The sequence below is a fragment of the Xanthomonas phaseoli pv. dieffenbachiae genome (genome assembly GCF_008639345.1).
Classification (GTDB): Bacteria; Pseudomonadota; Gammaproteobacteria; order Xanthomonadales; family Xanthomonadaceae; genus Xanthomonas; species Xanthomonas phaseoli.
This window is the reverse complement of record NZ_CP041380.1, coordinates 1,020,933-1,044,657: the sequence shown is the minus strand read 5'-3', so window position 1 is coordinate 1,044,657 and position 23,725 is coordinate 1,020,933. Positions and strand designations below refer to the sequence as shown.

Sequence of the window (23,725 nt, the reverse complement as noted above, 5' to 3'; positions counted from 1 at the left end):
GAATCGGGAATCGGGAATAGTCCGCCACGGGGCTCTTAGAAGTTTCTGACTGGTGTTGATGGCGCCGAACCGAAGCAACACGCTGCCTTTGCGATTCCCGATTCCCGATTCTCCATTCCCGTCACAGCTGTCACCGCCACGTCTTATCGGCGCAACATCAATGCCATCGCACTCCCGGAAGCTAGTCAAAACGGGAGAACGGGCATGCGCTACGCGATCGTTACCGAAACCTACCCCCCCGAGGTCAACGGTGTTGCGTTGACCGTGCATGGTCTGGAAACCGGTCTGCGTGCGCGTGGACACCAGGTAGATGTGGTGCGGCCACGCCAGAGCGCCGATACCGCGCCGACCGATGCGCTGCTGGTGCGTGGCGCCTCGTTGCCGCGCTACCCGGGATTGAAATTCGGCCTGCCGGCGACGCAACGCCTCGTCCGTCATTGGCGCAGCACGCAACCGGACGCGATCTATGTGGCCACGGAAGGCCCCCTGGGCTGGTCGGCAATGCGCGCGGCCCGCCGGCTCGGCATTCCGGTCGCCACCGGCTTCCACACCCGCTTCGACGAATACCTGCCCGACTACGGTGCCGCCTGGCTGCAGGGCACCGCGCTGCGCTGGATGCGGCGCTTCCACAACCAGGCCGATGCCACCCTGGTGCCCACGCGCGAGTTGCAGCAGTTCCTGCGCGACGATGGCTTCGAGCGCGTGCAATTGCTGGCGCGCGCGGTGGATAGCCAGCAATTCGATCCGAGCCGTCGCGATGTCGCATTGCGCGCCGATTGGGGCATCGAAGGCGAAGGCTTTGCCGCCATCTATGTGGGGCGTATTGCAAGCGAAAAGAATCTGCCGCTGGCTGTACGCGCCTTTCGCAAACTGCAGCAGATCCGCCCGAAGGCGCGTTTCGTCTGGGTGGGCGATGGCCCGGCGCGCGAGAAGCTTGCGCACGACAATCCGGACTTCATTTTCTGCGGTGTCCAGCGTAGCGATGCATTGGCGCGTCACTTCGCCAGCGGCGATCTGTTCCTATTTCCCAGCCGCAGCGAAACCTTCGGCAATGTGACGCTGGAAGCAATGGCCAGCGGCGTGGCGACGGTCGCTTTCGACTACGGCGCGGCCCGCGAATATCTGCGCAACGGCCATACCGGCGCGGCGGTGGACACCGACGAGGCCTTTATCCAGGCCGCCGTCGCGCTGACCGAAGACGACGCACTGCGCCGGCGCATGGGCACGGCGGCGGCGCAGGCGATGAAGAAATTGCATCCGGACAATGTGGTCTCCGATTTCGAAGCCTTGTTGCTGGGAATCAGTGCTGCACGGGGGCGTTATGTCGTCAACGCGGCTTGAGGTCTTGCGCGGTCACGAAGCGCGCTGGTGCCGACGCGCCAATCTGTGGTGCCGACGCAACCCGGTACGGCGTGTCTTCGCCACCATCAGCCGGCTGGGCGACGGCGTGTTCTGGTACGCCTTGATGGGGTTGCTGGTAGTGCTCGACGGCATGGACGGTGTGCGTGCATCGGCGCACATGGCCGCCACCGGCGTGCTTGCATTGACGTTGTACAAGGCGCTCAAACGCTGGACACGGCGTCCGCGCCCGTATGCGGCGGACGTGCGGATTCGCGCATGGGTGGCGCCGCTGGACGAGTTCAGTTTCCCCTCCGGCCATACCTTGCACGCGGTGTCCTTCAGCATCGTGGCGCTGGCCTACTACCCCTGGCTGGCCCCCTTGCTGGTGCCGTTTTCGGCCGGCGTGGCGCTCTCGCGGGTGGTGCTGGGGCTGCATTATCCCAGCGACGTGCTGGCCGCCACGCTGATCGGCGTGCTGCTGGCGAGCCTGTCGCTATGGGGCTTGCCGGTGGTGCTGGGATGAGCGCTGGGGGTTGCGTGATGGCGGCTCGCTGACAGGTAAGCGTAACGGCAAACGGACAGCGACCAAGACGCTGCCCAGTCAGCAGCAAGACCTCTTCGCTTCATCCTTCTCCCTTCGGGACATTGGCCATCTTTGTGGGGGAGAAGGGGCCGCGCAGGGGCCGATGAGGGTACCGTCGAAGCCTCATGCACTCGCCGTCGATGGGCGTTTCGTAAAAGTCGAAAAGAACCCAGCGCAGCAATTGCGACTTCAGCGCGTGGCTTCGCCCCGTACCCTCACCCCCACCCCTGTTCCGCAGGGAGAGGGGATCTTGCACTGACGCTTCGCGGGGATCTTGCGCTGACGGTACGCGGTGGACTGACGGAAGGGTGCCCACCCGCGCGCATGTGCCACGGCACGTGCGACCCGCAGGATGTCTGACTGGCGATCGCCAGCCTGCGGTGTCGTTGCGAGTTGGCCCACCAATCGCCGCGGAGCTGCAATGCTTCTGCGATTCCCGATTCCCGATTCCCGCCCCGCGCTGCCGCCGTACAATGGCGCAATGACGACCCTGTTCATTTCCGACCTGCATCTGGATCCGGCCCGGCCGGCGATCACCGAGTTGTTCCTGGACTTCCTGCGTACGCAGGTGCCCGGGAGCGACGCGCTCTACATCCTGGGCGATCTGTTCGAAGCCTGGATCGGCGACGACACTCCATCCACCGCCGCCGATGCAGTGGCGGTGGCCCTGCATGCAGTGGCAGATTCGGGCGTGCCGGTGTTCTTCATGGCCGGCAACCGCGACTTCCTGGTGGGCGAAGCCTACGCGCAACGGGCGGGCTTCCGGATCCTGCCCGACCCCACCGTCATCGATCTGTACGGGCACACCACGCTACTGATGCACGGCGACTTGCTGTGCACCGACGACACGGCCTACCAGGCCTTCCGCGCGCAGACGCGCGACCCGGTGTTCCAGGCGCAGTTCCTGGCCCAGCCGCTGGCCGCACGCGTTGCGTTCGCGCAGCAGGCGCGCGCGGCCAGTCAGGCGCGGCATGCAGAACTCAAGCAGGGCGACCAGTCGCGCTTCGAAACCGTCACCGACGTGGCGCCGGCCGAAGTGGAAGCCACCTTCGTGCGTTACGGGCTGGATCGACTGATCCACGGCCATACCCATCGCCCTGCCATCCACACCTTGCAGGCCGGCGGCACCACCTGCACGCGCATCGTGCTGGGCGACTGGTACGAGCAAGGCTCGGTCCTGCGCGTGGATGCCGATGGCGTGTCGCTGGAGCAGTTGGCGCTGTAACACAGCCGATCCACATTGCCGTGCCATGGCAGGCGCGGCGGCGCAGTGCTGCATTCAGGGCATGCAGCATGCGCGAAAGCGCGCCTGAGGCCACAGACGCGCGGCGACGCAACGATGGATCGGCAGCGCTTGCCGATCGAGGCGCGCAGCATCGTCAGGTGTGCCAATCAATGACCGCAACGCATCACTGCGCGCTTCGCGCACGCTCGGCGTAGTCGACGAAATCGGCATTCACCACGTCGTACCACAGCAGCGTGCCATCGGCCTGCACGCGGAACCGGTCGCGTACCGGGCTGGTCTGCGGGTCGCCGGGGCAGCCGTCGCCATGGCGTTCGCGCACCGCAAAATCGAACGTGTCCGGCGCAGGTGCATCGCCGTCCTCGGCCATGATGCTGATGCAGTTATCCGGGTACACCTTGTCGCCCTGCAAGCGGGTTTGGAGCGCCTGCAGCGCGCGAGCTTGCGCGTCTTCGCTGGGAGGCGCCGCCGATGCGCTCACGGCAGGTTTGGGTTGCGTGGCGACAGGGTCGGCCGGTTGCTGCTTGCATCCGGCAACCGTCAGCGCGGCCAGGAACACAAGCGCATGACGCAGGGACGTGGACATGAGGGCTCCGCTCGACAGGACAAGGCCGGCAGTCACCGGCGGTGCGCCTAGTCTGCGCGATCCATGCGCGCGGGTGTAGCTAGAACGCCCGGCACTTGCGGTGCCGGGCCGGGCTTGGATCGGTCGACAACCGCTTAACGGAAGGCGGCGATCGTGGCCTTGGTATTGACCAGTACGCGTTGGTTGTCGGCGGTGCTGGCATTGCCCATGGGCACGCCGTTGTAGCTGATGTTGGGGTTGGACCAGTAGTTCAGGCGCGGGCAACCGCTGGTGCAGTCGTAGGCCATGATGGTGCGCCAGCTGTTGCCGTAGCGGTAGCCGTGGCCATACGCGTACGGCGAGGTGCTCGGGTCGTTGGTGGCGTCGTGGCGTGCGCTTTGCAGATGCCCGATTTCATGGGCGAAGCTGTAGTAGCCGGTGGCGCAATCCCAGTACACCGAAGCAAATGCGCTCGCGGCGTTAGAGCCGATACCCGATGCCAGGCCGCAGTAGCTGCTGTTATCCAGCACGATGACTCCCACATCGGCCGTGTAGGTGTTGCGGCTGGTGTGGATGCTGTCCATGTAGCCGTCGTTGGTCACGCGGAAACGCTGCAGGTCGGTCGTGAAGTTGCCGGTCTCGGTGTAGCTGGTGGTCTCGTAGCGCGCCAGCTGCAAGGTGATGCCCACGTTGCTGTTGATGTAACCCTGGTTGGCTTCGGCCACCGCCAGTTGCACCAGCGATTGCATGTTGCCGCCGTAAGCGGTCACGGCCTTGTTGGTGGCGACCACGAGCACGCGAATGGTAGCCGGGCTACCTGATGAGGCGGCCGCAGCGCTCACGCGTCCATCGCCGGGCATATCGAACTTCGGCAGCAGGCTGTAGTCGGCCGGGTGCTCCTGCGGCATGCGTTGCTCATCCACTTGCACCAGCACGTGGCGGCCATCGGCCAGCGGACGCAAGCGATAGAGCTTGCCGGCGTAGCGAATCGTACCGGTCACGGTGTCGCCGCTGCGCACCAAGATGGCCGAGTTCAGCGGGTCCACGCCCGACAGCGTGCGCGCGCGGGTGCCGGCACGCGGCCCGAGATTGCCGTACCACACGCTGTCGCCGCCCTCCAGGGCATCGACCTTGGCCTGGGTGGCTGTGATGGCCTGACCATCCAGCTGCAGCTCCAGCAATTTTTCCGAGGCGGTCACCGCGCCGGCGTCGAGCTGAACCACTTGCGCGTTGGCAGTGGACGGGGCGCTCAACAGGCGTTGCAGCGAAGGTTCGGCTGCAGCGGTGGCGGTGGCACTGCGGCTCAGCGCAGGGCCGGTTTGATACAACGGTTTGCCGGCAGCGGCGGCCGAGCCGGCCAGGCACATGGCAATCAGACCGACCGTGGTGCACATCGACTTCGACTTCATCGTCTTTCTCTCCTAAGACATGAAAGTTACGGATGTGAAACACCGGGCCCCTGCCCCCGGGACGCCATTAGGGCGCGCGTGCCTGTACCGAATGCAAGTTGTTGCAACGGAAAATTATGTTTCTGTGATGTTTGCCAAGACCTGGATGCGATTCCAGCAGTTCTGGAAGAGGAACCAGCGCACAGTCCCAGTCACAGCGCATGTTTTTAGCGAGCGTGTCGAACGAGCACAGCCGCCTTCGCAGACAACAGGGCGATCCCACGAGATCAAACAGATCGATGCACATGGACCTGATTGCATCGCCACGCGATCGGCTGTGTCGATCCTCGCCTGTGTTGCCGACACCGCACCGCGTCGGCGTCGGCGTCGGTGCAGATGGCGCGCGGCGCCACGTCGTCACGCATGGCACGGCGTGCATCGATGCTCGCCGCATCGGCCATGACGCGAAGAGGCGCTCCAATCTGTGGCGCGTGACGCGGCGTGTGTGGCGTCATTGGAATTCGCGCACGCAGGCGTCAGATCCACGACGCAGGCCAGCAACGCAGGTTCGCGACTCACATGCAGGCCACGCTCAGCCAGCCTGCTCCACCAGGTCGGCCAGCTCGTCCTCGTCGAAGCCGGCAAGCAGGCGCGCCTGCAGATTGAACGGCCCATGCAGATACCCGCCGGCGTATTCGCGCAGCAGCGCCTTGAACCGTGCGCGCGGCTCGACACCGGCCTGCTCGCAATACCAGCGGTACCAACGCGAGCCGGCGGCCACGTGCGCCACTTCTTCGCGCAGGATGGTTTCGAGCACTTCGGCCGTGGCAGCGTCGCCGAGCGAGCGAAGCTTGACGATCATTGCCGGTGTCACGTCCAGGCCGCGCGCTTCGAGCACGCGCGGCACCAGCGCCATGCGCGCCAGACCGTCGTGTGCCGTCTTCTCGCACATTTCCCACAACCCGTTATGCGCGGCGAAATCGCCGTAGTCGTGGTCGTGCGCCTGCAATCGTGCGCGCAGCAACATGAAGTGGCGCGATTCATCGTCGGCCACCGCCACCCAATCGGCGTAGAACGCCGCGGGAAGCCCGCGAAAGCGGTACACCGCATCCCACGCCAGATCGATGGCGTTGAGCTCGATGTGCGCAATGGCGTGAATGAACGCAGCGCGCCCTTCCGGCGTGCCCAGTCCACGGCGCGGCAAGTCGCGCGGATGCACCAGCAGTGGCGCCGGCGGACGGCCTGGCATGCGGATCGGCGCAGGCGCAGGCGCCGCCGGATCGAGCGTCAGGACGCCTTCGCGAAAGGCGGCTGCGTAGTGCTGGGTCAGCGCGACTTTCTGTCGCGGGTCGGCCTGGTCCAGGCACAGGCGCGCGGCGTCGAACAGATCCGCGCTTGCGAACGGATCGCTGCTCATGCCGTTGGCCGGACGAGGCAATGGCGCGCTGCAGAAACCGATTGCGCTTGCACGCGTTCGGCCGCAGGCCACTGCCCGTTGTGCAGGCGCGCACCCTCGAGCGTGTGGATGGCTGCAGCGCTTTGGTCGCCACACCCTGCCGATGCCATCCGCACGCCTACCAGCGCGGCCAGGCGGCCGCCGCGCCTCGGTGACTCAGGCGCGGCGACGCTTCTTGGCATCGTCCGAGCGCAGCTGCTGGATGCGTTCGAAATACCCCGGCTCGATGCCGGTGATGTATTCGCCGTTGAAGCACGAGGAATCGAACTGCTTGATGTCCGGGTTGCCTTCGCGCACCGCCACTTCCAGGTCTTCCAGATCCTGGTAGATCAGCCAGTCGCAGCCCAGGAACTCCTGGATTTCCAGCTCGCTGCGGCCATGCGCAATGAGTTCTTCGGCCGCCGGCATGTCGATGCCGTAGATGTTGGGGTAACGCACCGGCGGCGCGGCCGAGGCCAGGTACACCTTGCGTGCGCCGGCATCGCGTGCCATCTGCACGATCTGCCGGCTGGTGGTGCCGCGCACGATCGAATCGTCCACCAGCAGCACCACGCGGTTGCGGAATTCCAGGTGGATCGGGTTGAGCTTGCGGCGTACCGATTTCTGGCGTTCGCCCTGCCCCGGCATGATGAAGGTACGGCCCACGTAGCGATTCTTGACGAAGCCCTCGCGGTATTTCACGCCGAGCACGTTGGACATCTCCAGCGCCACATCGCGCGAGGTGTCCGGGATCGGAATGATGGTGTCGATGTCATGGTCCGGGCGCAGGCGCAGGATCTTTTCGCCCAGCTTCAGGCCCATGCGCATGCGCGCCTTGTGCACCGAGATGTTGTCGATCATCGAATCGGGACGCGCGAAATACACGTACTCGAAAATGCATGGCGCGTTGTTGGTCGGCGCGGCGCAGACTTCCGAGAACAGCTCGCCGCGCGCGGTGATCACCAGCGCTTCACCCGGGCGCACATCGCGCACGCGCTGGTAGCCGAGGATATCCAGCGCTGCCGATTCGGAGGACACGATGTATTCGGTGCCTTCGGCATGCTCGCGCTTGCCCAGCACCAGCGGGCGGATGCCGTGCGGGTCGCGGAACGCGACCAGGCCCAGGCCCAGCACCACGCTGACCACCGCGTAGCCGCCCTTGCAGCGGCGGTGCACGCCGGCCACCGCACGGATCGCCGCTTCGGGGGTGAGCATGCGCTGCGCGTCCAGCTCGTAGGCGAACACGTTCAACAGCACTTCGCTGTCCGAATCGGTGTTGATGTTGCGGCGGTCGGCTTCGAACACCTGCTGGCGCAACGCCTCGGTGTTGATCAGGTTGCCGTTGTGCGCCAGCGCGATGCCGTAGGGCGAATTGACGTAGAACGGCTGCGCCTCGTCCATGCCTTCCGAGCCTGCGGTCGGGTAGCGGCAATGCGCGATACCGACGCGGCCTTCCAGCACCGCCATCTTCTTTTCGTCGAAGACGTCGCGCACCAGGCCATTGGCCTTCTGCACGCGCAGGCGCGTGCCGTCTGCGGTGGCGATGCCTGCGGCGTCCTGCCCACGATGCTGCAGGACGGTCAGGCCGTCATACAGCTGCCCGGCGACGTTCTGGTTGCCGACAATACCGACGATGCCACACATGGTGCGCGTTCTCCGCTTCGGCTTGCGCCGTTACTGTGAAGGTGGCCGTGCCTGGCCTTGGGATTCGACCCGAGCCGGGTCGCTTTCTCCGCCGCGAACCTGCGCCGGATCGATGTTGGCCGGCATCGCCTGCGTCGGATCGCGTCCGTCGCCAGCCGTCTTGCCGGGTTTGCCAAGCGCACGGGTGATGGTGTCGCTCAGCCCGGAACCGCCAAGTGCCTTGCCCAGATCCGTATTATCGCCTGCCGAAGGCAACTTCCCCAACTCCGTGGGCAAGTTGCCGAGTTCCATTGATGGCATCTCCATCGATGGCATTCGCCAGGCCGGCAGCTGCGCACGCATCCAGCCCGCGCCCGGCTGCAGCATGGGCAGCAGCACCGACTGGCGCCATGCCGGCTCGCGCGGCAGCGGGGTGAAGCCCATCAGCAGTACCAGCACGCTGGCCAGAAACGCACCGCGCACCACGCCCAGGCCGAACCCGAGCATGCGGTCGGTGCCGCCAAGCTTGATCGCATCCACGCCCGCGCGGATCACCATGCCAATCACCGCCACGCTGATTAGCACGCCGACGAACACCATGGCGTAACCGCCGAACGATTCGGTCGCAGACGGATGCTTGCCATCGGCCAGCCAGCGCGCGGCTGCGCCGCCGAACATGAAGGTGGCCCACCCGGCCAGCAGCCACGACAACGTGCCCACCACGATCGCGACAAAGCCACGCAGCAAGCCCAACAGGGCCGACACCAGAATGATGACGCCCAGCACCATGTCGATCATGGGCAACTTCTCCGCGTGGCGCGCGCGCCGTGAGTGCAATTGGGCTCGGTCGTCATTGCCCTCCCCTCCATGGGTGCGAGGCGTTCGAAAATCCAGCAGCTGCAGGCACGCAGTGCAGGCAGTTGGCAGACACGTGACGGTCCACAGGTAGTGCAGTGTACGAGCGGCTGCCACCTGCGCGGCGGCCGCGCTTGCTTGCGGCCGGCATTGCGATTACGGATGCGGACGCACCATGCCGGAGATACCGACCTTGGCTGCCACCTGGGCACGCAACTGTTCGGCATCGCTGCGATTGGCGACCGGGCCGACACGCACACGGTTCAACGCGCCCTTGTCGGTCCGCACCTGTTCGACGAAGGCGCTGAAGCCTGCGGCGCGCACGCGGTCGCGCAAGGCATCGGCGTCTTCGGCACGACCGAACGCACCCAGCTGCACGGCAAACCCGACCGCACTGGCCGCAGGCGCAGCCGGCGCGGTGACCACCGGCTTGGCAGGCTCGGGCTTGGCGGCAAGCTCCGGCTTGGCGGCTGCAGGCGTAGGGGTTGCAGGCTTGGCGACCTCAGACTTGGTCGGCGCGGGCTTGGCCACTTCGGCGGGCTTGGGCGCGGCGACCACCGGTTTGGCGGGCTCCGGCGGCAGGCTTTCGGTCTTGGTCGGTGCGGTGGTGCCGGCGGCAGCGACGCTGCTGCCGGGTTTGGCAGCAGGTGCAGGCACCGGCGCGCTGGCGACGGGCGCCGGCGCAGCGGCGTTGGCATCCAACGTCACCACCTGGGCGTTGACGTCGCTGCGCACCTTCACTGCCTGCAGCCGGGCCGATTCGGCCTGGGCCTGGTCGGCATACGGCCCCACGCGCACGCGCCAGGCCGGGCGGCCGTTGATCTGGGTCTTTTCGCTGAAACCGGGCAACTGCGCCTGCTTGAGCCGTGCAATCACCGCGTCGGCGTCGGCGCTGGTGGCGTATGCACCGAAATTCACAGCGTAGTTGCCGGCAGCCACTTCCGGAGCCGAGGGCGTGCTGGATGGAGCGGCCAGATCGGCGGCGTCGGAGTTGTTCTGCACCGGCGCCGGCGCGCCGGCCATGCCCAGCGCGCCACCGGCCGGTGCATTGCCCGGAGTGACCAGCGGCAATTCGCGGGTTTCGAACTCGCCATTGGCGGGCGCTGCGGGCGCCTCGAGCGGCACATCGGCCACACCGCTCGACGGCGCGGGGCCCTTGACCAGCATCGGCAGGAAGATCACGGCAAGCGCCACCAGAACGATGGCGCCAATCAGTCGCTGTTTCAGAGCAGTATCCACGGAAGAGACGAGAGGCGGCGTGGCGGGGTGCCGCGGCGATTATAAGGCCGGCGCCACCCCGACGACCTCAGCGGGCTGAATGAAGTGCGTCAAGCGCGTCGGCCACGGTGTGAAACGAGCCTAACACCAGCACGCGGTCGCCGGGGCTGGCCGCGTCCAGGACCGCGTGCACTGCGCCGGCAACATCGCGATGACACGGCGCCTGCGCGGCGGCACTGCCTTGCAGCCGGGCCTGCAACGCCTGCGCCGATTGGCCGCGTGCGCCTTCCAGCCCCGCCAGCGCCCAGTGGTCGATCTGCGCAGCGACTGCCTCCACCACGCCCAGCACATCCTTGTCGGCCAATGCGGCGTAGATCGCATAGGTGCTGCCGGCATGCGCCTGCGCACCGAGCGCGGCGGCCAGCGCGCGCGCGGCCTGCGGGTTATGGCCGACGTCCAGCAATATCTGCACGCCATCGACCTCAAGCCGCTGCAGTCGTCCGGCCACGTGCGCGTTGCCGATGCCCTGTGCCCAGGCCGCGCCGGGCACGTCCACCGGCAGTGCCTGCAATGCGGCGATCGCGGCAGCGGCGTTGGCCAGCTGCACCGGCGCGTGCAGTGCCGGCATCGGCAGTTCCAGCGTCACGGCCACATCGCGCCAGCGCCACTGCGGCGCATCGGCTCGCGGGCTCTCGGCGTGCTGTGTGTCGATCGGCTCGAAGAAATAATCGCTACCGGCACGGATTGCATTGGCACCGAGCTGGTAGGCGCGACGCAGCACACTGGACGGCGGGTCGATCTCGCCCAGCACCACCGGCTTCCAGGCGCGGATGATCCCGGCCTTCTCGGTGCCGATGGCCTCGCGGTCTTCGCCCAGCCAGTCGGTGTGGTCGATATCCACGGTGGTGATCACCGCCACATCCGAATCGACGATGTTCACCGCATCCAGGCGCCCGCCCAGGCCGATTTCCAGCACCGCCAACTCCAGCGCGGACTGCTGGAACAACCATAGCGCCGCCAGGGTGCCGAACTCGAAATAGGTCAACGCCGTGTCGCCGCGCGCTGCTTCGACCGCCGCAAACGCCGCGGCCAGCTGCGCGTCGCTGGCCTCTTCGCCATCGATACGCACGCGCTCGTTGTAGCGCAGCAAATGCGGCGAGGTGTAGGCACCCACCTTCCAGCCGGCGGCGCGACCGATCGACTCGATGAAGGCCACGGTCGAGCCCTTGCCATTGGTCCCGCCCACGACGATGACGTGCTTGGCCGGCGCGGCGATCTGCAAGCGCGCGGCCACTTCGCGCACACGCTCCAACCCCATCGCGATGCTGCTGGGATGCTGCTGCTCGATGTAGGCGAGCCAGTCGGAAAGTGTGCTGGGAGTGGGCACGGGGTTACCTGACTTCATGCGTATTGGGGAGCATTATCGCCAATGCAGCGCACAATTTATCAGCAAAGCGATGGCTGAGGCCCGATGAAAAACCGTGCATGCACTTCCACGTGACTGCCGACCACGCCAAGCGCTATCCGAGTTCGAACCCTGGTGTTGCGTGGTTCATTCTCGTAAATCCCTTTAATCCGCACGCCCAGCACAGACCGCTGGCCGGTCAATAACACCTGCACCGGTTGCTCCAGATGGCGCCGATAAGACGACTCATTGATGCAGAGATAGCCTGGCACGGCACCTTCCATCGGCCCACCAGTTAATCGGTATTCGCAAAGCTTGCGATCATATTGGTGATGCGCCTGCATCACGTATGTCGTTTCGTATGACTCGCCCACCACCACGGTGAACAGCCATGGCAGCAGCCTGCATAGCAGCAACAAGCATAATAAGCCCAATAATAACGGTACACCGTATATCGCGAATACCGTCACTAGATCGCACGCCATCACTTGAGCAACCACATCACGCCATCCGTCAGGACGCGCATCACTACCCAATCACTGATGGGTGGCATTGAGATGAAGATTGCGCACTGTAGAGCCAGCAGCTGAGCGTTTCCCCTCGATCACTGCCTGTACATATCCGTCACCCAAATCAGGAACTTCACCAGCCAGCAGACAAAGCCGTTGCGGGGCTCCACGCGGCATGGGGTCCACCGTTACCGCATGCGGGCAGAGCAAACTCCCAGAAGCCGAGCGGATCAAGACATCTTCTGAGTACACATCGCCAAAGACTTCTGTCCATACCCAGGGACCGAGTCTGAGGATCAATGACCATCCCAGCATCGCAATGACGATGCCCAGCAACGACCACCGGAACATGACGCTGCCGGCACCATGTGCTTCGATCTGACGTTGAAGCCGGCCAGTTGCATTGGCCCACAGCAACAAGGAAAAAAACATCGCAGCTGCAACACATGCGACCACAAAGGTCAGATCGATCAATGCATTCGTTGGCGGAAGAAACCTGAAATAGTGGACCTGCAGAAAAAACAAGAATGTCAGAAAGAGGCATACCGGCCACAATCTTTCTTTGAACCGCGACATGTCCATGATGACTCGTCTCCGTCCTGGTAGACCTGCGCTGACGTTGCCAGACGCTATAACGCCCGATGCTTTGCCTCACCAAAGAACGGTGTGTGGTGCGCACAGTCGTTGAGGCGTACCACTTCAAGATGCTCTACGTCATCGCCTTCGAGCAGGTTCAGCGTGGTCGGGGCCTGTCGGAAGCTCCACAGCTTGGACAACGGCAGGCCCAGGATCTTGCACAGGATCACCCGATTGACCGCATCGTGCGCAACCACCAGCAAGGTGCCGTCCGCGCCCAGCCCATCGGCGGCGCGCACCAGGCCGCGCCAGCTGCGATCGAGCACCTGACGCAGCGATTCGCCACCCGGCATCAACACCGTATCGGGCTCTTCGCGCCAGGCGCGCAGACGTGCCGGGTCCTTGTCGTTGATCTCGCTGGCCAGCAGGCCTTCCCATTCGCCGTGTGCAATTTCCTGCAGGTCGGCATCGGTCTGCAGCAGCACTGCGCGCGCAGCGCCCAATGCGGCCTTAGCAGTGGCCTGCGCGCGCGACAACGGCGATGCCACCGCGCGGTCGATCTGCAGCGTGTGCAACCGTTCGCCCAATGCGCGCGCCTGGCCTTCGCCGACTCGCGAAAGCGGAATATCGATCTGGCCCTGGTAACGGCCTTCGGCGTTCCACGGCGTCTCGCCGTGACGAGCAAGCAGGATGCGCATGCGCTGGGAGTTCCTTGGGGGAGGGGCCCGCTCGCCGCAGCGAAACGGGACCGCATGATAACCCCTGCCGCCCCCGCGCCGGCCGCCCGCGTCAGCGCACGCCGAGCTCCTGCAACAGCTGTGGCGCCGGAGCGACCTCGGTCATGATCCAACGCAGATAGCGGCTGTCCACGGCAATCATGCGGGTCATGGCCGGGTCGAAGATCCAGTTGCTGCTCACCGATTCCCAATTTCCGTCGAACGCCAGGCCGACCAGCTTGCCCTGCGCGTCCATCACCGGCGAACCGGAGTTGCCGCCGGTGATGTCCAGGTCCGACAGGAAATTGACTGGCACCGAGCCCAGGCGTTTGTCCTCCAGCCCGGCGTAGCGCCTGGCCTTGACCGCATCCAGCAGGGCCTTGGGCGAATCGAACGGATCGGCGCCGGTCTCCTTGGCGGCCACCCCTTCCAAGGTGGTGAACGGTGTGTAGGCCACTCCGTCTTTCGGGACGTAACCCTTGACGTTGCCGAAGGTGATGCGCAGCGACAGGTTGGCATCCGGGTAGACCGCCTCGCCCCGGCTCTTCTTGTAGTCGGCCAGGGCTTGCAGATACACCGGCCGCGCCTTGAGCTGCTCGCCGGTACGCAGTTTGTCTTCGCGCTCGATCTGCAACAGGGCCGGGGTTACCGCCACGGCGTACTGGATCGCCGGATCGGTGCTGGTTTCAAAGGCGGCCCGGTCGGCGGCAAGCCACGTCAGCCGCGCTTGCGTGCTTCCCAACACCGTGCCATCGAGCTTGCCCACGGCCGCCTGCACGGCCGCCACATCGCGACCGCCCAACCACTGGTCCAGCGCGGCGATGCGCTGGGTGGCCGGCAGCTTCAGATACTGGCTGAGCCAGTACTGTTGCAGCTGACGATCCATGGCCGGCACGTAACGGCGCTCCATCTGCTTCATCGTCGCTTCGATCGACGGCAGGTCGCGGTCCTGGTACCCGGATTCGCGTTGCGCATTGGGCTTGGCACGCTCCAGCGCCAGCCGGTACAGCGTTACTGCGGCGCCCACCGTTCCGGTGGAGTCGAACTGGCGCAGCACGAAGTCGCGCTGTTGCGTGGCCTGGGTCTGCTTGAGCAGCTTGACCAAGGTGTCGTGCGCGGCAAGCGCGTTGCGCCCGCCCGCACCCTGCCCCTTGAGCCAGGCCAGCACCGCCGCTTCGTCGGCCTGCTTGGTGGCCTGCGCATTGATGCGCTTGAAACCTTCCAGTTGCCCATCGAAGTTCTTGGCGGAGTTATTGAGGCTGGCGACGGTGCTGGCGTATTTCACCTGGATGTCGGGATCGTGCTTGCCTGCCTGTTCGATCAGGCCGATCACGTCCTTCAACTGCTGGCCGACCACCGGGTAGGTCCAATTGGCCGTGTTGTCGAATTCGGCGGCCAGCGCGTAGCGATTGGTGCGGCCCGGATAGCCGGCCACCATCACGAAGTCGCCGGCGCCCAGCGGCTGGTCGGCGAATTTCAGGAAGTGCTTGGGCTGGTAGGGCACATTGTCCTTTGCGTAGGCGGCAGGCTTGCCGTCCTTGCCTACATAGGCGCGATAGAACGAGAAATCGCCGGTATGGCGCGGCCACATCCAGTTGTCGATGTCGCCGCCGAACTTGCCCACGCTGCCGGGCGGTGCGTAGACCAGGCGCACATCCTTGATTTCCAGGTTCTTGAACAACCGGTAGGCGTTGCCCCCGGTAAAACTGAAGAACTGGCAGCGGTAACCCGGCTGCGCTTCGCAGGAGGCGATCTGCTGCTTGCTGAAATCCTCCAGGGCCAGCGTGCGCTTGAGCGCGTCCTCGCCTGCAGTGGCCATCGCTGCCTTTGCCGGTGCCGTGACGTCGGTAATGGCATCGAGCACGTAGATACGCGCACTGGGACCGGCGCTGAGCTCGTCGGCTGGGCGTGCGGCGTTGAACCCGTCCTTGATCAGGTTCTTTTGCGCGGTGGAGTTGAGCTGGATCGCGCCATAGGCACAGTGGTGGTTGGTGACGACCAGCCCCTGCGGCGAGACGAAGCTGGCGGTGCAACCACCCAGGGCGACCACCGCGCCCATCGGATCGCCAGTCAGGTCGGCCAGCTGCTGCGGCGAAAGCCGCAAGCCTGCTTGCTGGAGGGGCCCGGCGATCTCGGGCAGTTGTTGTGGAACCCACATCCCCTCGCCCGCCTGTGCAGACGAAACGACAGCCAGCGTGGCCAGCACGGAAACAGCGAACAGGTTTGGACGCATCGACAGCCCCACGGGTTATTTTCGTTACAGTGTAACGCCAACATTCGCTGGCAAACCCATGACCGATGGCAGGGTCGGCGCGTGCTCTCCGCGCGCGCCCGTTTGCCGCGCAGTAGGCGCCAGCGGATTCGCCTGCAGCGTACCGCGGCCGAGCGCCGGCCTAGACGCGACCGAACGCGGGGTCGCTGCGGCTGGGTCTGCCGGTTTCCAGATGCCCGGCCAGCCGGCGGCGGAAGGCGCTGCCCGGTTGCTCCACCACCAGGTCGTACCAGTGATTGCTGGCGGCAAGCGCCAGGCGAATGGTCTCGCGCTGGCCTGCAGCCAGCGGCAAGGTACGCGTACCTGGGTCTGCATAGTCCAGCGCACGCAGTTGCACGGTGCAGGCGTGCTGCCCGGCATTGCCGATTTCCAGCACCAAGGCGTCGCCCTCCTGTCGCGCCTCCACCCATGGCGCTGCCGAGGGCGCAGAGGCACTTGGCACCTGCCCGGCGAACTCGCGCAAGAAGCCATTGGGCCCGTGCACGCGCAACGCGTACGCACCCTTGTGCGTGGCCCCAACCGGCGCATCGTCCAACTGCGTGCCGGGCAGCACGGTGTAATACCAGGGGCCGCCACTGGCCGCGCTGCTGTAGACATTGAACGCCGCCGCTGCCGCGCCGCTGTTGACGAACTGCAACTGCACGGCGGCGCCCTCTTGTACGCGTGCATGCACCTGCAAGGCATACGGCAATGCGCGCGCCGGCCGTTGCCCCGGTTCCTGCCGCGGCATCGTCGCGGCGGCAGGCGCAGACGGTAGCGGCTTGTCGCGCAAGGCAGCGGTACGTGCGCGATAGTCGTCGACCGACGGCAACGCGCTCAACGCCGAATCGTCCGGCTTGCGGAAGTCGAACACGCTGGTGAGATCGCCGCTGACCGCACGCCGCCACGGGCTGATGTTCGGTTCGGCCACGCCGAAGCGGCGTTCCAGCAGACGCAGGACCGAGGTGTGATCGAACACCTGCGAGTTGACCCAGCCACCACGCGTCCACGGCGAGATCACCAGCATCGGCACGCGAATGCCCAGGCCGATCGGCACGCCATCGTAGACCTCGCCACGCGTGTCGACATTGCTGCGCCCCATGCGTGCGTCCAATGCCGGCAACGGCGCGGGCACGTGATCGAAGAAGCCGTCGTTCTCGTCGTAATTGATGATCAGCGCCGTCTTGGCCCACACCTCTGGATTGGCAGTGAGCGCATCGATCAGACGCGCCACCAGCGACTCGCCATAGGCAGGCGGCGCTTCGGGGTGTTCGCAATACGCGGTGGGCGGGATGACCCACGACACCTGCGGCAGGCGATTGGCCTGCACATCGGCAGCGATCGCGGCAACCAGATGCTCGGCCTGGGTGGTGGCGGCGTTGGCCGCGGTGGAACCGGGCACACACGCACGTGCACGCCGGTACCGTTCGTCGTCGGTGCGCAGATCGCGATAGTGCGAAAAATATGCCAGCGAGTTGCAGCCGAAGTTGTCGTATTCCTGATACACGCGCCAGTCCACGCCGGCAGCCTGCAAGCGCTGCGCGTACGTGGTCCATTGCAGTGCTGCGTAGCCGGGCTTGTCGCGCGCCATGTCGGCGGTCCAGTTGCCATCGTCGTCATTGGTCACCGCCTGCGCGCCGACGTTGCCCACGCTCGGGCCGCTGGTACCGGTGAACAGATACATGCGATTGGGGTTGGTCGGCCCGTGCAGCGAGCAGTAATAGCCATCGCAGATGGTGAACGCGTCGGCAAGCGCGTGGTAGTACGGGATGTCGTGACGCTGGAAGTACCCCATCGTCAATTCGCCCTTGCACGGTACCCATGCATCGTATTCGGCCCAGCGTGCCGGGTCCTGCCCGTGACCGGCCTTCCAGGAATGATCCAGACTCTTGATCAACGGCGCGCAGGTATGTTGCGAATCGAACGCGAACGGCAGCAAGCGTCGTCCATCGGACGTGGGTTGACTCCATACCGGATGGCCATCGCGCAGTTGCAGCGCGCGCGGATCGCCAAAGCCACGCACGCCGCGTAGCGCGCCGAAATAATGATCGAACGAGCGGTTTTCCTGCATCAGGATCAACACATGTTCGAGATCGCGCAACGTGCCGGTCCGCGCGTTGGCCGGCAGAGCGAGCGCACGGCCGATCGAAGACGGCAAGGCGCCGGCAGCAGTGAGCGCAGCGACGCGCTTGAGGAAATCGCGACGCGAAGAGGAAGACGTCATGGCGGCAGAACCTGCAAAAAAGTAGTGCTTTTGTCACCGCGCAGCGCGGCTGGACACCACACGTATAGCGGGCGAGCACGACAGTTTTGCGACAGCGACCGTCATCAATGTTTCATGAGCCGTTGACACCCTGCGTCGCGAAACGCCGGCTTTGCACCGTGCGTCCGCCCTCAGCCGTGGCCGAACAGGACTCCCCCATGACTTCCGCTCGTCGCTTTCATGTCACTCCGCTGGCGCTTGCCCTGGCAACGCTGCTTCCCGTCGTTTCGCAGGCCGCCTCGCCGGCTGACCCGGTTGCCGTTGCTCCGGCAGCGGAGGCAGCCACCCCTGTGGCCGACGCCGCCAATGCAACGCAACTGGATGCAATCAACGTGGTGTCACAAGGCAGCACCCGCCAGGTGCAACGCATCAGCCAGCAGGACATCGAGCAGCTGACGCCCGGTAGCAGCGCGTTCAAGGCGGTGGAAAAACTGCCTGGGGTGCAGTTCCAGTCCGCCGATCCATTCGGCACCTACGAATGGTCCACGCAGGTGACCCTGCATGGCTTCGACCAAAGCCGCCTGGGTTACACGCTCGATGGCATTCCACTGGGCAACATGAGCTATGGCGTGACCAATGGCCTGCACATCACGCGCGCCATCATTTCGGAAAACCTCGGTTCGGTAGAGATTGCGCAAGGGGCAGGCGCGCTCGGCACCGCCTCCAACACCAATCTCGGCGGCACCATGCAGTTCTACTCGGCCGACCCACAGACCACACCCGGCGCACGATTGGTGCAGACGGTGGGTAGCGATGCGACGCGCCGCACCTTCGTGCGCGCCGACACCGGCGATCGCGATGGGCTGTCGGCGTATCTGTCGTACGCCAATGCCAGCACCGACAAGTGGAAGGGCTATGGTGATCAGACATCCGAACAGGCCAATCTCAAGACGGTGTACCAGTGGGGCGACGGCAACCGCCTGAGCCTGTTCGTCGATACCTCGCGGCGCAAGGAATACGACTACATGGATCTGTCGTTGACCAGCCAGCGCGTGCTCGGCTGGGACTACGATTACCTGCAACCGGATTGGGCCACCGCCGTGCAGATGGCGCGCGCCTACCAGAACACCGGCGCCATCAGCGGCGTGGCCAACGGCTACCCGCAATCGCTGGCCGGTCTGCCCAGCGACTACAGCTGGCTCGATGCCAGTTATTACGCCGGCGGCGGACTGCGTCGCGACAACCTGGCAGGCCTGTCGGGCACGTTTGTCTTCGGCGGCGCCACACTCGATGCCAGCGGCTATTACCACGGCAATCGTGGCGAAGGCCAATGGGTGACACCGTATGTGCCCACCTCTGCACAGGTTCCGTTGTCGATGCGCACCACCGACTACGGCCTGGATCGCTTCGGCGGCACCACCGCATTGAAATGGTCGTGGGGCAATCATGATCTGGAGGTGGGCGCATGGGCAGAAAACGCGCGCACCACGCAGGGCCGCAACTACTTCGCGCTCGGCAACGAAGGTTACACCTCGCTCTACAACGTGTACGACGCACAGACCCCGTTCCGTCGCGACTTCCTGCAGCGCTACACCACGCAAACCCGCATGTTGTATCTGCAGGACACCGTGCGCCTGCTCGATGATCGCCTGACCCTGAATTACGGCGCAAAAGCGCTCAACACCACGACGCGCGCGCAATCGCTGGTGCCGACCACCGCGCTGGCACAGGGCCGCATTCGCGCCGAAGACAATTTCCTGCCGCAGGTGGGTATCAACTACAAGCTCGACGAACGCCAGGACCTGTACGCGTCCTACAGCAAGAACATCGCGGCGTTCGGCTTCACCCCGTTCGCCACCTCGCAGGCCGCCTTCGACCGTAGCCGCTCCACGCTGGAGCCGGAACAATCGCAGACCGTGCAGGTGGGCTACCGCGTGCAGGACGAGCAGTTCCAGCTCTCGGCCGACGCCTACTTCACCAAGTTCTCCAACCGCCTGCTGACCACCTCGCCGTGCACCGCGGTGCAGACCTGCGCGGCGATCCTGAGCAACGTTGGCGCGGTGCACAGCGCCGGTGCGGATCTGGCGCTGATGTGGCGCCCGACCGAAGGGCTGAGCTGGTTGAACTCGTTGTCGTGGAATCGCTCGCGTTACCAGGACGATTACCTCAACAACGGCGTGGTCGCCACCTCCGGCAAGGACGTGGTGGGCATCCCGGCGTTGATGTTCTCTTCCAGCGCCAGCTACCAGATCGGCAACCTGCGTCTGGATCTGGACGGCAAGTACGTGGACAAGCGCTACATCACCTTCCTCAACGATTCGCAGGTGCCGTCCTACTGGCTGTTCAATGCCGGGGCGCGGTACGACTTCGGGCGTGTCGGCGGGGTGGCGGATGTGGCGCTGGCGCTCAACATCAGCAATCTCACCGACAAGCGCTACTTCGCCAGCACCGGCACCAACGGCTACGTCGCCTCCGATCCGGATGGCTACAACCAGACCATGGTGGTCGGCGCACCGCGGCAGTACTTCATGAGCCTGGATGTGAAGTTCTAAGTAGCGCTGCATCATCTGAAAGCGCCCTCATCCGGCGCTACGCGCCACCTTCTCCCGCGCGCGGGAGAAGGCAGGCCGGCGGCGTCTTGACGCCTCAAGCCGGTCCGCGGCGCCCGTTCACATAGCTTCGCGCTTGCTCGGCTTATCGTGTCTCGCCTCACCTGCTTTCTGTCTTCCTTGCCGTTCTCGGCCTCATCTACTTTTTGCCTTCTCCGCTTTTCCTTTGCCTCCCCCAAGCGGTGGCCGGTCTTGCACAGCGGCCTCCCTCCTTATCGACGTCCCTGCTTCTCACCTTCCCTGCTTGCCGACTTCCTTGTAGCTCCACTTCCCTGTCGCTCGGCTTCCCTGCGCTTCCCCCGCCTGCGGGGGAAGGTGCCCGAAGGGCGGATGGGGGCAACGCCCGGCAACAGACGCATCCTCTCCGCCAACCGCCCCATCACCACCACCACCCGGCCCAGACTGCGCCGGGACCATTGCTCGTGCACCGCCACATGCATCCGCCTGGCCCCCGCCTATAATCGCCGACTTACTTTCACTCAGCAGGTTCCGCCAGATGGCGCAGACGATGAAGGCGCTGGTCAAGCGCGAAGCGAACAAGGGCATCTGGCTGGAGCAGGTGCCGGTGCCGACGCCCGGCCCCAACGAGGTATTGATCAAGCTGGAAAAGACCGCCATTTGCGGCACCGACCTGCACATCTACCTGTGGGACGAGTGGAGCCAACGCACCATCAAGCCGGGCCTGACCATCGGTCATGAATTCGTCGGCCGGGTGGCCGAGCTCGGTTCGGCAGTGACCGGTTATCAGGTCGGCCAGCGCGTGTCGGCCGAAGGCCATATCGTGTGCGGCCATTGCCGCAACTGCCGTGGCGGCCGTCCGCACCTGTGCCCCAACACGGTCGGGATCGGTGTCAACGTCAACGGCGCTTTCGCCGAATACATGGTGATGCCGGCCAGCAACCTGTGGCCGATCCCGGACCAGATTCCGTCCGAGCTTGCCGCGTTCTTCGACCCCTACGGCAATGCTGCGCATTGCGCGCTTGAATTCGACGTCATCGGCGAGGACGTGCTGATCACCGGCGCCGGCCCGATCGGCATCATTGCGGCCGGCATCTGCAAGCACATCGGTGCGCGCAATGTGGTGGTCACCGATGTCAACGATTTTCGCCTCAAGCTGGCGGCCGACATGGGTGCCACGCGCGTGGTCAACGTCGCCAACACCTCGCTGAAAGAGGTGATGAAGGACCTGCACATGGAAGGCTTCGACGTGGGCCTGGAAATGAGCGGCAACCCGCGCGCGTTCAACGACATGCTCGACTGCATGTACCACGGCGGCAAGATCGCCATGCTCGGCATCATGCCGCGTGGGGCCGGTTGCGACTGGGACAAGATCATCTTCAAGGGCCTCACCGTGCAAGGCATCTACGGCCGCAAGATGTACGAGACCTGGTACAAGATGACGCAGCTGGTGCTGTCGGGTTTTCCGCTGCACAAGGTGCTGACCCATCAGCTGCCGATCGACGACTTCCAGAAGGGCTTCGACCTGATGGAAGAAGGCAAGGCCGGCAAGGTCGTGCTGAGCTGGAATTGATCGACTGACACTGCAGATATGCGAAAGGCGCCGCGAGGCGCCTTTCGCGTTTTCTGACCTACACATGCTGACGAATGCGGCGAGCGATTTTTTCAGGAGCTAGCGAAGCATCTCAACAGACGCGGGGTCGGCTAGGGGCTGGATAAACGCCTCGTGGGTCGAGGGCGCGGCGCCTCGCCGCTCACGGGACACGCCGCAAGCACGTCCATGTGGGCTCGATGGCGGCATCCATGCCGCCAACGGTCCCGCAATCGACAAGGACACCGCACCAAATAATTTGCTGTTGGATCCATCGAAGACGAGCACACCGCGGCAGATCGAATACTGGCCACTTTCACGAAGAGCAACACACTGCAGTAGATCATTTGCTGACTGCTTCGTTTGAACTCTACGCACCGGTCATCTCAACTGGTGCTTGCCCGCTACCGTCGCCGGACCCTTGGCGGCACGGATGCCGCCAAGGCGCTGACAAGGATGTACTTGCAGCGTGTCCCGCCATGGTGAGGGGGCAAGCCCCCTGCCGAAGATCCGCAGATCGGCCGCTGCGCACGTGATCGATCCGCAGGCTGCAGTCATTCAAAAAAACAATCCAGCCAAGCCTCGAGTCTTGACCCAGTCTGGATGCAGAGCCGAAAGACTCAGTGTGTCGACGCTTCCCGCATGACGACGATCCTGCGCGTTGTCAGAGCTGCTTCAGTCATCGCCATCACGGCCAGGTGACGGTCGCCGTCGCCACCAGATGGTTCTGCGAATTCTGACGCCCGAAGCCGAATTCGGCGGCTTTGCTGGTGTCGTAATACCCCACGCTCAAACCCAACGGGCCGAAGGTCTTGCCGACGTTGACGCCGAAATCGTTGTAGTCGTGGTCCACCTGACTCAGCGACGAGGTGTAGACGCTGTGCCCTGCGTGCGCGCCGAACGTAAAGTCGTACGGCAACGTCCAATTGGCATCGAAGGCGTAGTAATAGCCATCGGTCTTGCTGCCGTAGAGATCGTCGGTGTAGGCGACCGTCACGCTATAGGTCTTCAAGAATGTGGTCTTGGTGATCAACTCGGCATAGTTGGATGCGCCCGCTCCCAGGTACTGATAGCGGTTGATCATGACGTCGAAGTTCCAGCGGGTGCCCAGGTCGGTGTTGTAGCCGACGAAACCATCCACTTCCCAATCCGGATCGCCAGCGCCGAAATCGACGTTGGATGTCCAGGTCCCCAGGTACAACCCGAATGGCGTCTTGTAGGTCAAACCGGCCTGAAACGCAGGCTCTTCGTTTGTCTGCGAAATACCACGGAACAGGTAATCGCTGGTCACCGCAAAGGTGCCACTGAACGGCGATGTGGACGCATCTTCGTCCTGCGCCTGCGCAAGCGGTGCAACGCCTAGTAGCAGGAACGACAGACAACAAGCGAGCGGGGACGACTTCATGGGCATCTCCTGGAGCGATGAACGGTGGGATGGCGCGAAGCGAGGCTGCAAGGACTTATTAGTCCAACTGTCATTGCAGCGCAACATGAAAGTCGCGTTCGCTTGATCCAGCGCACACACTCAAGAGCCCATGCGCGAATCAGGTGTCGATGTCATCGACCGCGTGCGCCGATTCTTGATGTCCAGGGTTGAAATCGGGCATTGGGGGGATTGGTCACAGCAAAGGCGAAACGCGCCTCGCACATCCCCTT

General features: G+C 64.6%; 18 protein-coding genes and 1 pseudogene. 5 read left to right on the top strand and 14 right to left on the bottom strand.

Annotated elements, in window-relative coordinates:
• Positions 1 to 204 precede the first annotated feature (204 nt).
• The 3 genes from FLG15_RS04860 (at position 205) to lpxH (ending at position 3,149) form a co-directional block, all read left to right on the top strand.
• The gene (locus FLG15_RS04860; protein ID WP_057678601.1) at positions 205 to 1,341 is read left to right on the top strand and encodes a glycosyltransferase family 4 protein; all 1,137 of its coding nucleotides are present in this window, start codon (positions 205 to 207) and stop codon (positions 1,339 to 1,341) included.
• Positions 1,322 to 1,864, top strand: coding sequence for a phosphatase PAP2 family protein (locus FLG15_RS04855; RefSeq protein WP_011050667.1), 543 nt, complete (start codon positions 1,322 to 1,324; stop codon positions 1,862 to 1,864). The genes FLG15_RS04860 and FLG15_RS04855 overlap by 20 nt, the downstream gene beginning before the upstream one ends.
• A gap of 541 nt (positions 1,865 to 2,405) precedes the next feature.
• A complete protein-coding gene (lpxH, locus tag FLG15_RS04850; RefSeq protein ID WP_057661881.1) occupies positions 2,406 to 3,149 on the top strand; it encodes a UDP-2,3-diacylglucosamine diphosphatase in 744 nt (247 codons plus the stop codon).
• A 184-nt stretch (positions 3,150 to 3,333) separates the two neighbouring features.
• Here lpxH and FLG15_RS04845 read toward each other — a convergent pair whose 3' ends face one another.
• The 12 genes from FLG15_RS04845 to FLG15_RS04785 all read right to left on the bottom strand — a co-directional run bounded on the left by FLG15_RS04845 (position 3,334) and on the right by FLG15_RS04785 (position 17,932).
• On the bottom strand, positions 3,334 to 3,753 hold the full coding sequence (locus tag FLG15_RS04845) for a hypothetical protein (protein ID WP_017156253.1): 420 nt from the start codon (positions 3,751 to 3,753) through the stop codon (positions 3,334 to 3,336).
• Between the two features lie 134 nt (positions 3,754 to 3,887).
• Positions 3,888 to 5,141 carry a zinc-dependent metalloprotease gene (locus tag FLG15_RS04840; protein WP_057678508.1) on the bottom strand — a complete coding sequence of 418 codons (1,254 nt, stop codon included), beginning with the start codon at positions 5,139 to 5,141 and terminating at the stop codon, positions 3,888 to 3,890.
• Positions 5,142 to 5,712: 571 nt separating this feature from the next.
• Positions 5,713 to 6,558, bottom strand: a complete 846-nt coding sequence (locus FLG15_RS04830; RefSeq protein ID WP_017156249.1) for a ferritin-like domain-containing protein — start codon at positions 6,556 to 6,558, stop codon at positions 5,713 to 5,715.
• Between the two features lie 174 nt (positions 6,559 to 6,732).
• Positions 6,733 to 8,199: an amidophosphoribosyltransferase gene (purF, locus tag FLG15_RS04825; protein WP_003483730.1), complete on the bottom strand. Its 1,467-nt coding sequence runs from the start codon at positions 8,197 to 8,199 to the stop codon at positions 6,733 to 6,735.
• A 30-nt stretch (positions 8,200 to 8,229) separates the two neighbouring features.
• On the bottom strand, positions 8,230 to 8,976 hold the full coding sequence (locus tag FLG15_RS04820) for a CvpA family protein (RefSeq protein WP_057678507.1): 747 nt from the start codon (positions 8,974 to 8,976) through the stop codon (positions 8,230 to 8,232).
• Between the two features lie 213 nt (positions 8,977 to 9,189).
• Positions 9,190 to 10,272 carry an SPOR domain-containing protein gene (locus tag FLG15_RS04815; protein WP_057678506.1) on the bottom strand — a complete coding sequence of 361 codons (1,083 nt, stop codon included), beginning with the start codon at positions 10,270 to 10,272 and terminating at the stop codon, positions 9,190 to 9,192.
• Between the two features lie 67 nt (positions 10,273 to 10,339).
• Complete coding sequence (folC, locus tag FLG15_RS04810) at positions 10,340 to 11,656, bottom strand: bifunctional tetrahydrofolate synthase/dihydrofolate synthase (protein ID WP_244665575.1); 1,317 nt, start codon at positions 11,654 to 11,656, stop codon at positions 10,340 to 10,342.
• 41 nt (positions 11,657 to 11,697) lie between these two features.
• Positions 11,698 to 12,192 (bottom strand): hypothetical protein, encoded by a 495-nt coding sequence (locus FLG15_RS04805; RefSeq protein WP_158011209.1) that lies wholly within the window; start codon positions 12,190 to 12,192, stop codon positions 11,698 to 11,700.
• Positions 12,193 to 12,639 (bottom strand): hypothetical protein, encoded by a 447-nt coding sequence (locus FLG15_RS04800; protein WP_150117245.1) that lies wholly within the window; start codon positions 12,637 to 12,639, stop codon positions 12,193 to 12,195. It abuts the gene before it with no gap.
• A 155-nt stretch (positions 12,640 to 12,794) separates the two neighbouring features.
• Positions 12,795 to 13,439, bottom strand: a complete 645-nt coding sequence (locus FLG15_RS04795) for a histidine phosphatase family protein (protein WP_057678504.1) — start codon at positions 13,437 to 13,439, stop codon at positions 12,795 to 12,797.
• A 91-nt stretch (positions 13,440 to 13,530) separates the two neighbouring features.
• A complete protein-coding gene (locus FLG15_RS04790) occupies positions 13,531 to 15,615 on the bottom strand; it encodes a S46 family peptidase (protein ID WP_209226068.1) in 2,085 nt (694 codons plus the stop codon).
• Between the two features lie 235 nt (positions 15,616 to 15,850).
• Positions 15,851 to 17,932 carry a phosphocholine-specific phospholipase C gene (locus tag FLG15_RS04785; RefSeq protein WP_057678502.1) on the bottom strand — a complete coding sequence of 694 codons (2,082 nt, stop codon included), beginning with the start codon at positions 17,930 to 17,932 and terminating at the stop codon, positions 15,851 to 15,853.
• Positions 17,933 to 18,039: 107 nt separating this feature from the next.
• Here FLG15_RS04785 and FLG15_RS04780 point away from each other — a divergent pair, with 107 nt between their 5' ends.
• Both FLG15_RS04780 and tdh read left to right on the top strand, forming a co-directional pair.
• Positions 18,040 to 20,463 (top strand): TonB-dependent receptor, encoded by a 2,424-nt coding sequence (locus FLG15_RS04780; protein ID WP_081022916.1) that lies wholly within the window; start codon positions 18,040 to 18,042, stop codon positions 20,461 to 20,463.
• Positions 20,464 to 21,016: 553 nt separating this feature from the next.
• Positions 21,017 to 22,051 carry an L-threonine 3-dehydrogenase gene (gene tdh / locus FLG15_RS04775; RefSeq protein ID WP_017156240.1) on the top strand — a complete coding sequence of 345 codons (1,035 nt, stop codon included), beginning with the start codon at positions 21,017 to 21,019 and terminating at the stop codon, positions 22,049 to 22,051.
• A gap of 99 nt (positions 22,052 to 22,150) precedes the next feature.
• Here the strand turns inward: tdh and FLG15_RS23330 are convergent.
• Both FLG15_RS23330 and FLG15_RS04770 read right to left on the bottom strand, forming a co-directional pair.
• Positions 22,151 to 22,334 (bottom strand): annotated as a pseudogene (locus tag FLG15_RS23330) (hypothetical protein); the annotation flags it as partial.
• Between the two features lie 423 nt (positions 22,335 to 22,757).
• A complete protein-coding gene (locus FLG15_RS04770) occupies positions 22,758 to 23,474 on the bottom strand; it encodes a TorF family putative porin (protein WP_057679603.1) in 717 nt (238 codons plus the stop codon).
• Between the last annotated feature and the right edge of the window lie 251 nt (positions 23,475 to 23,725).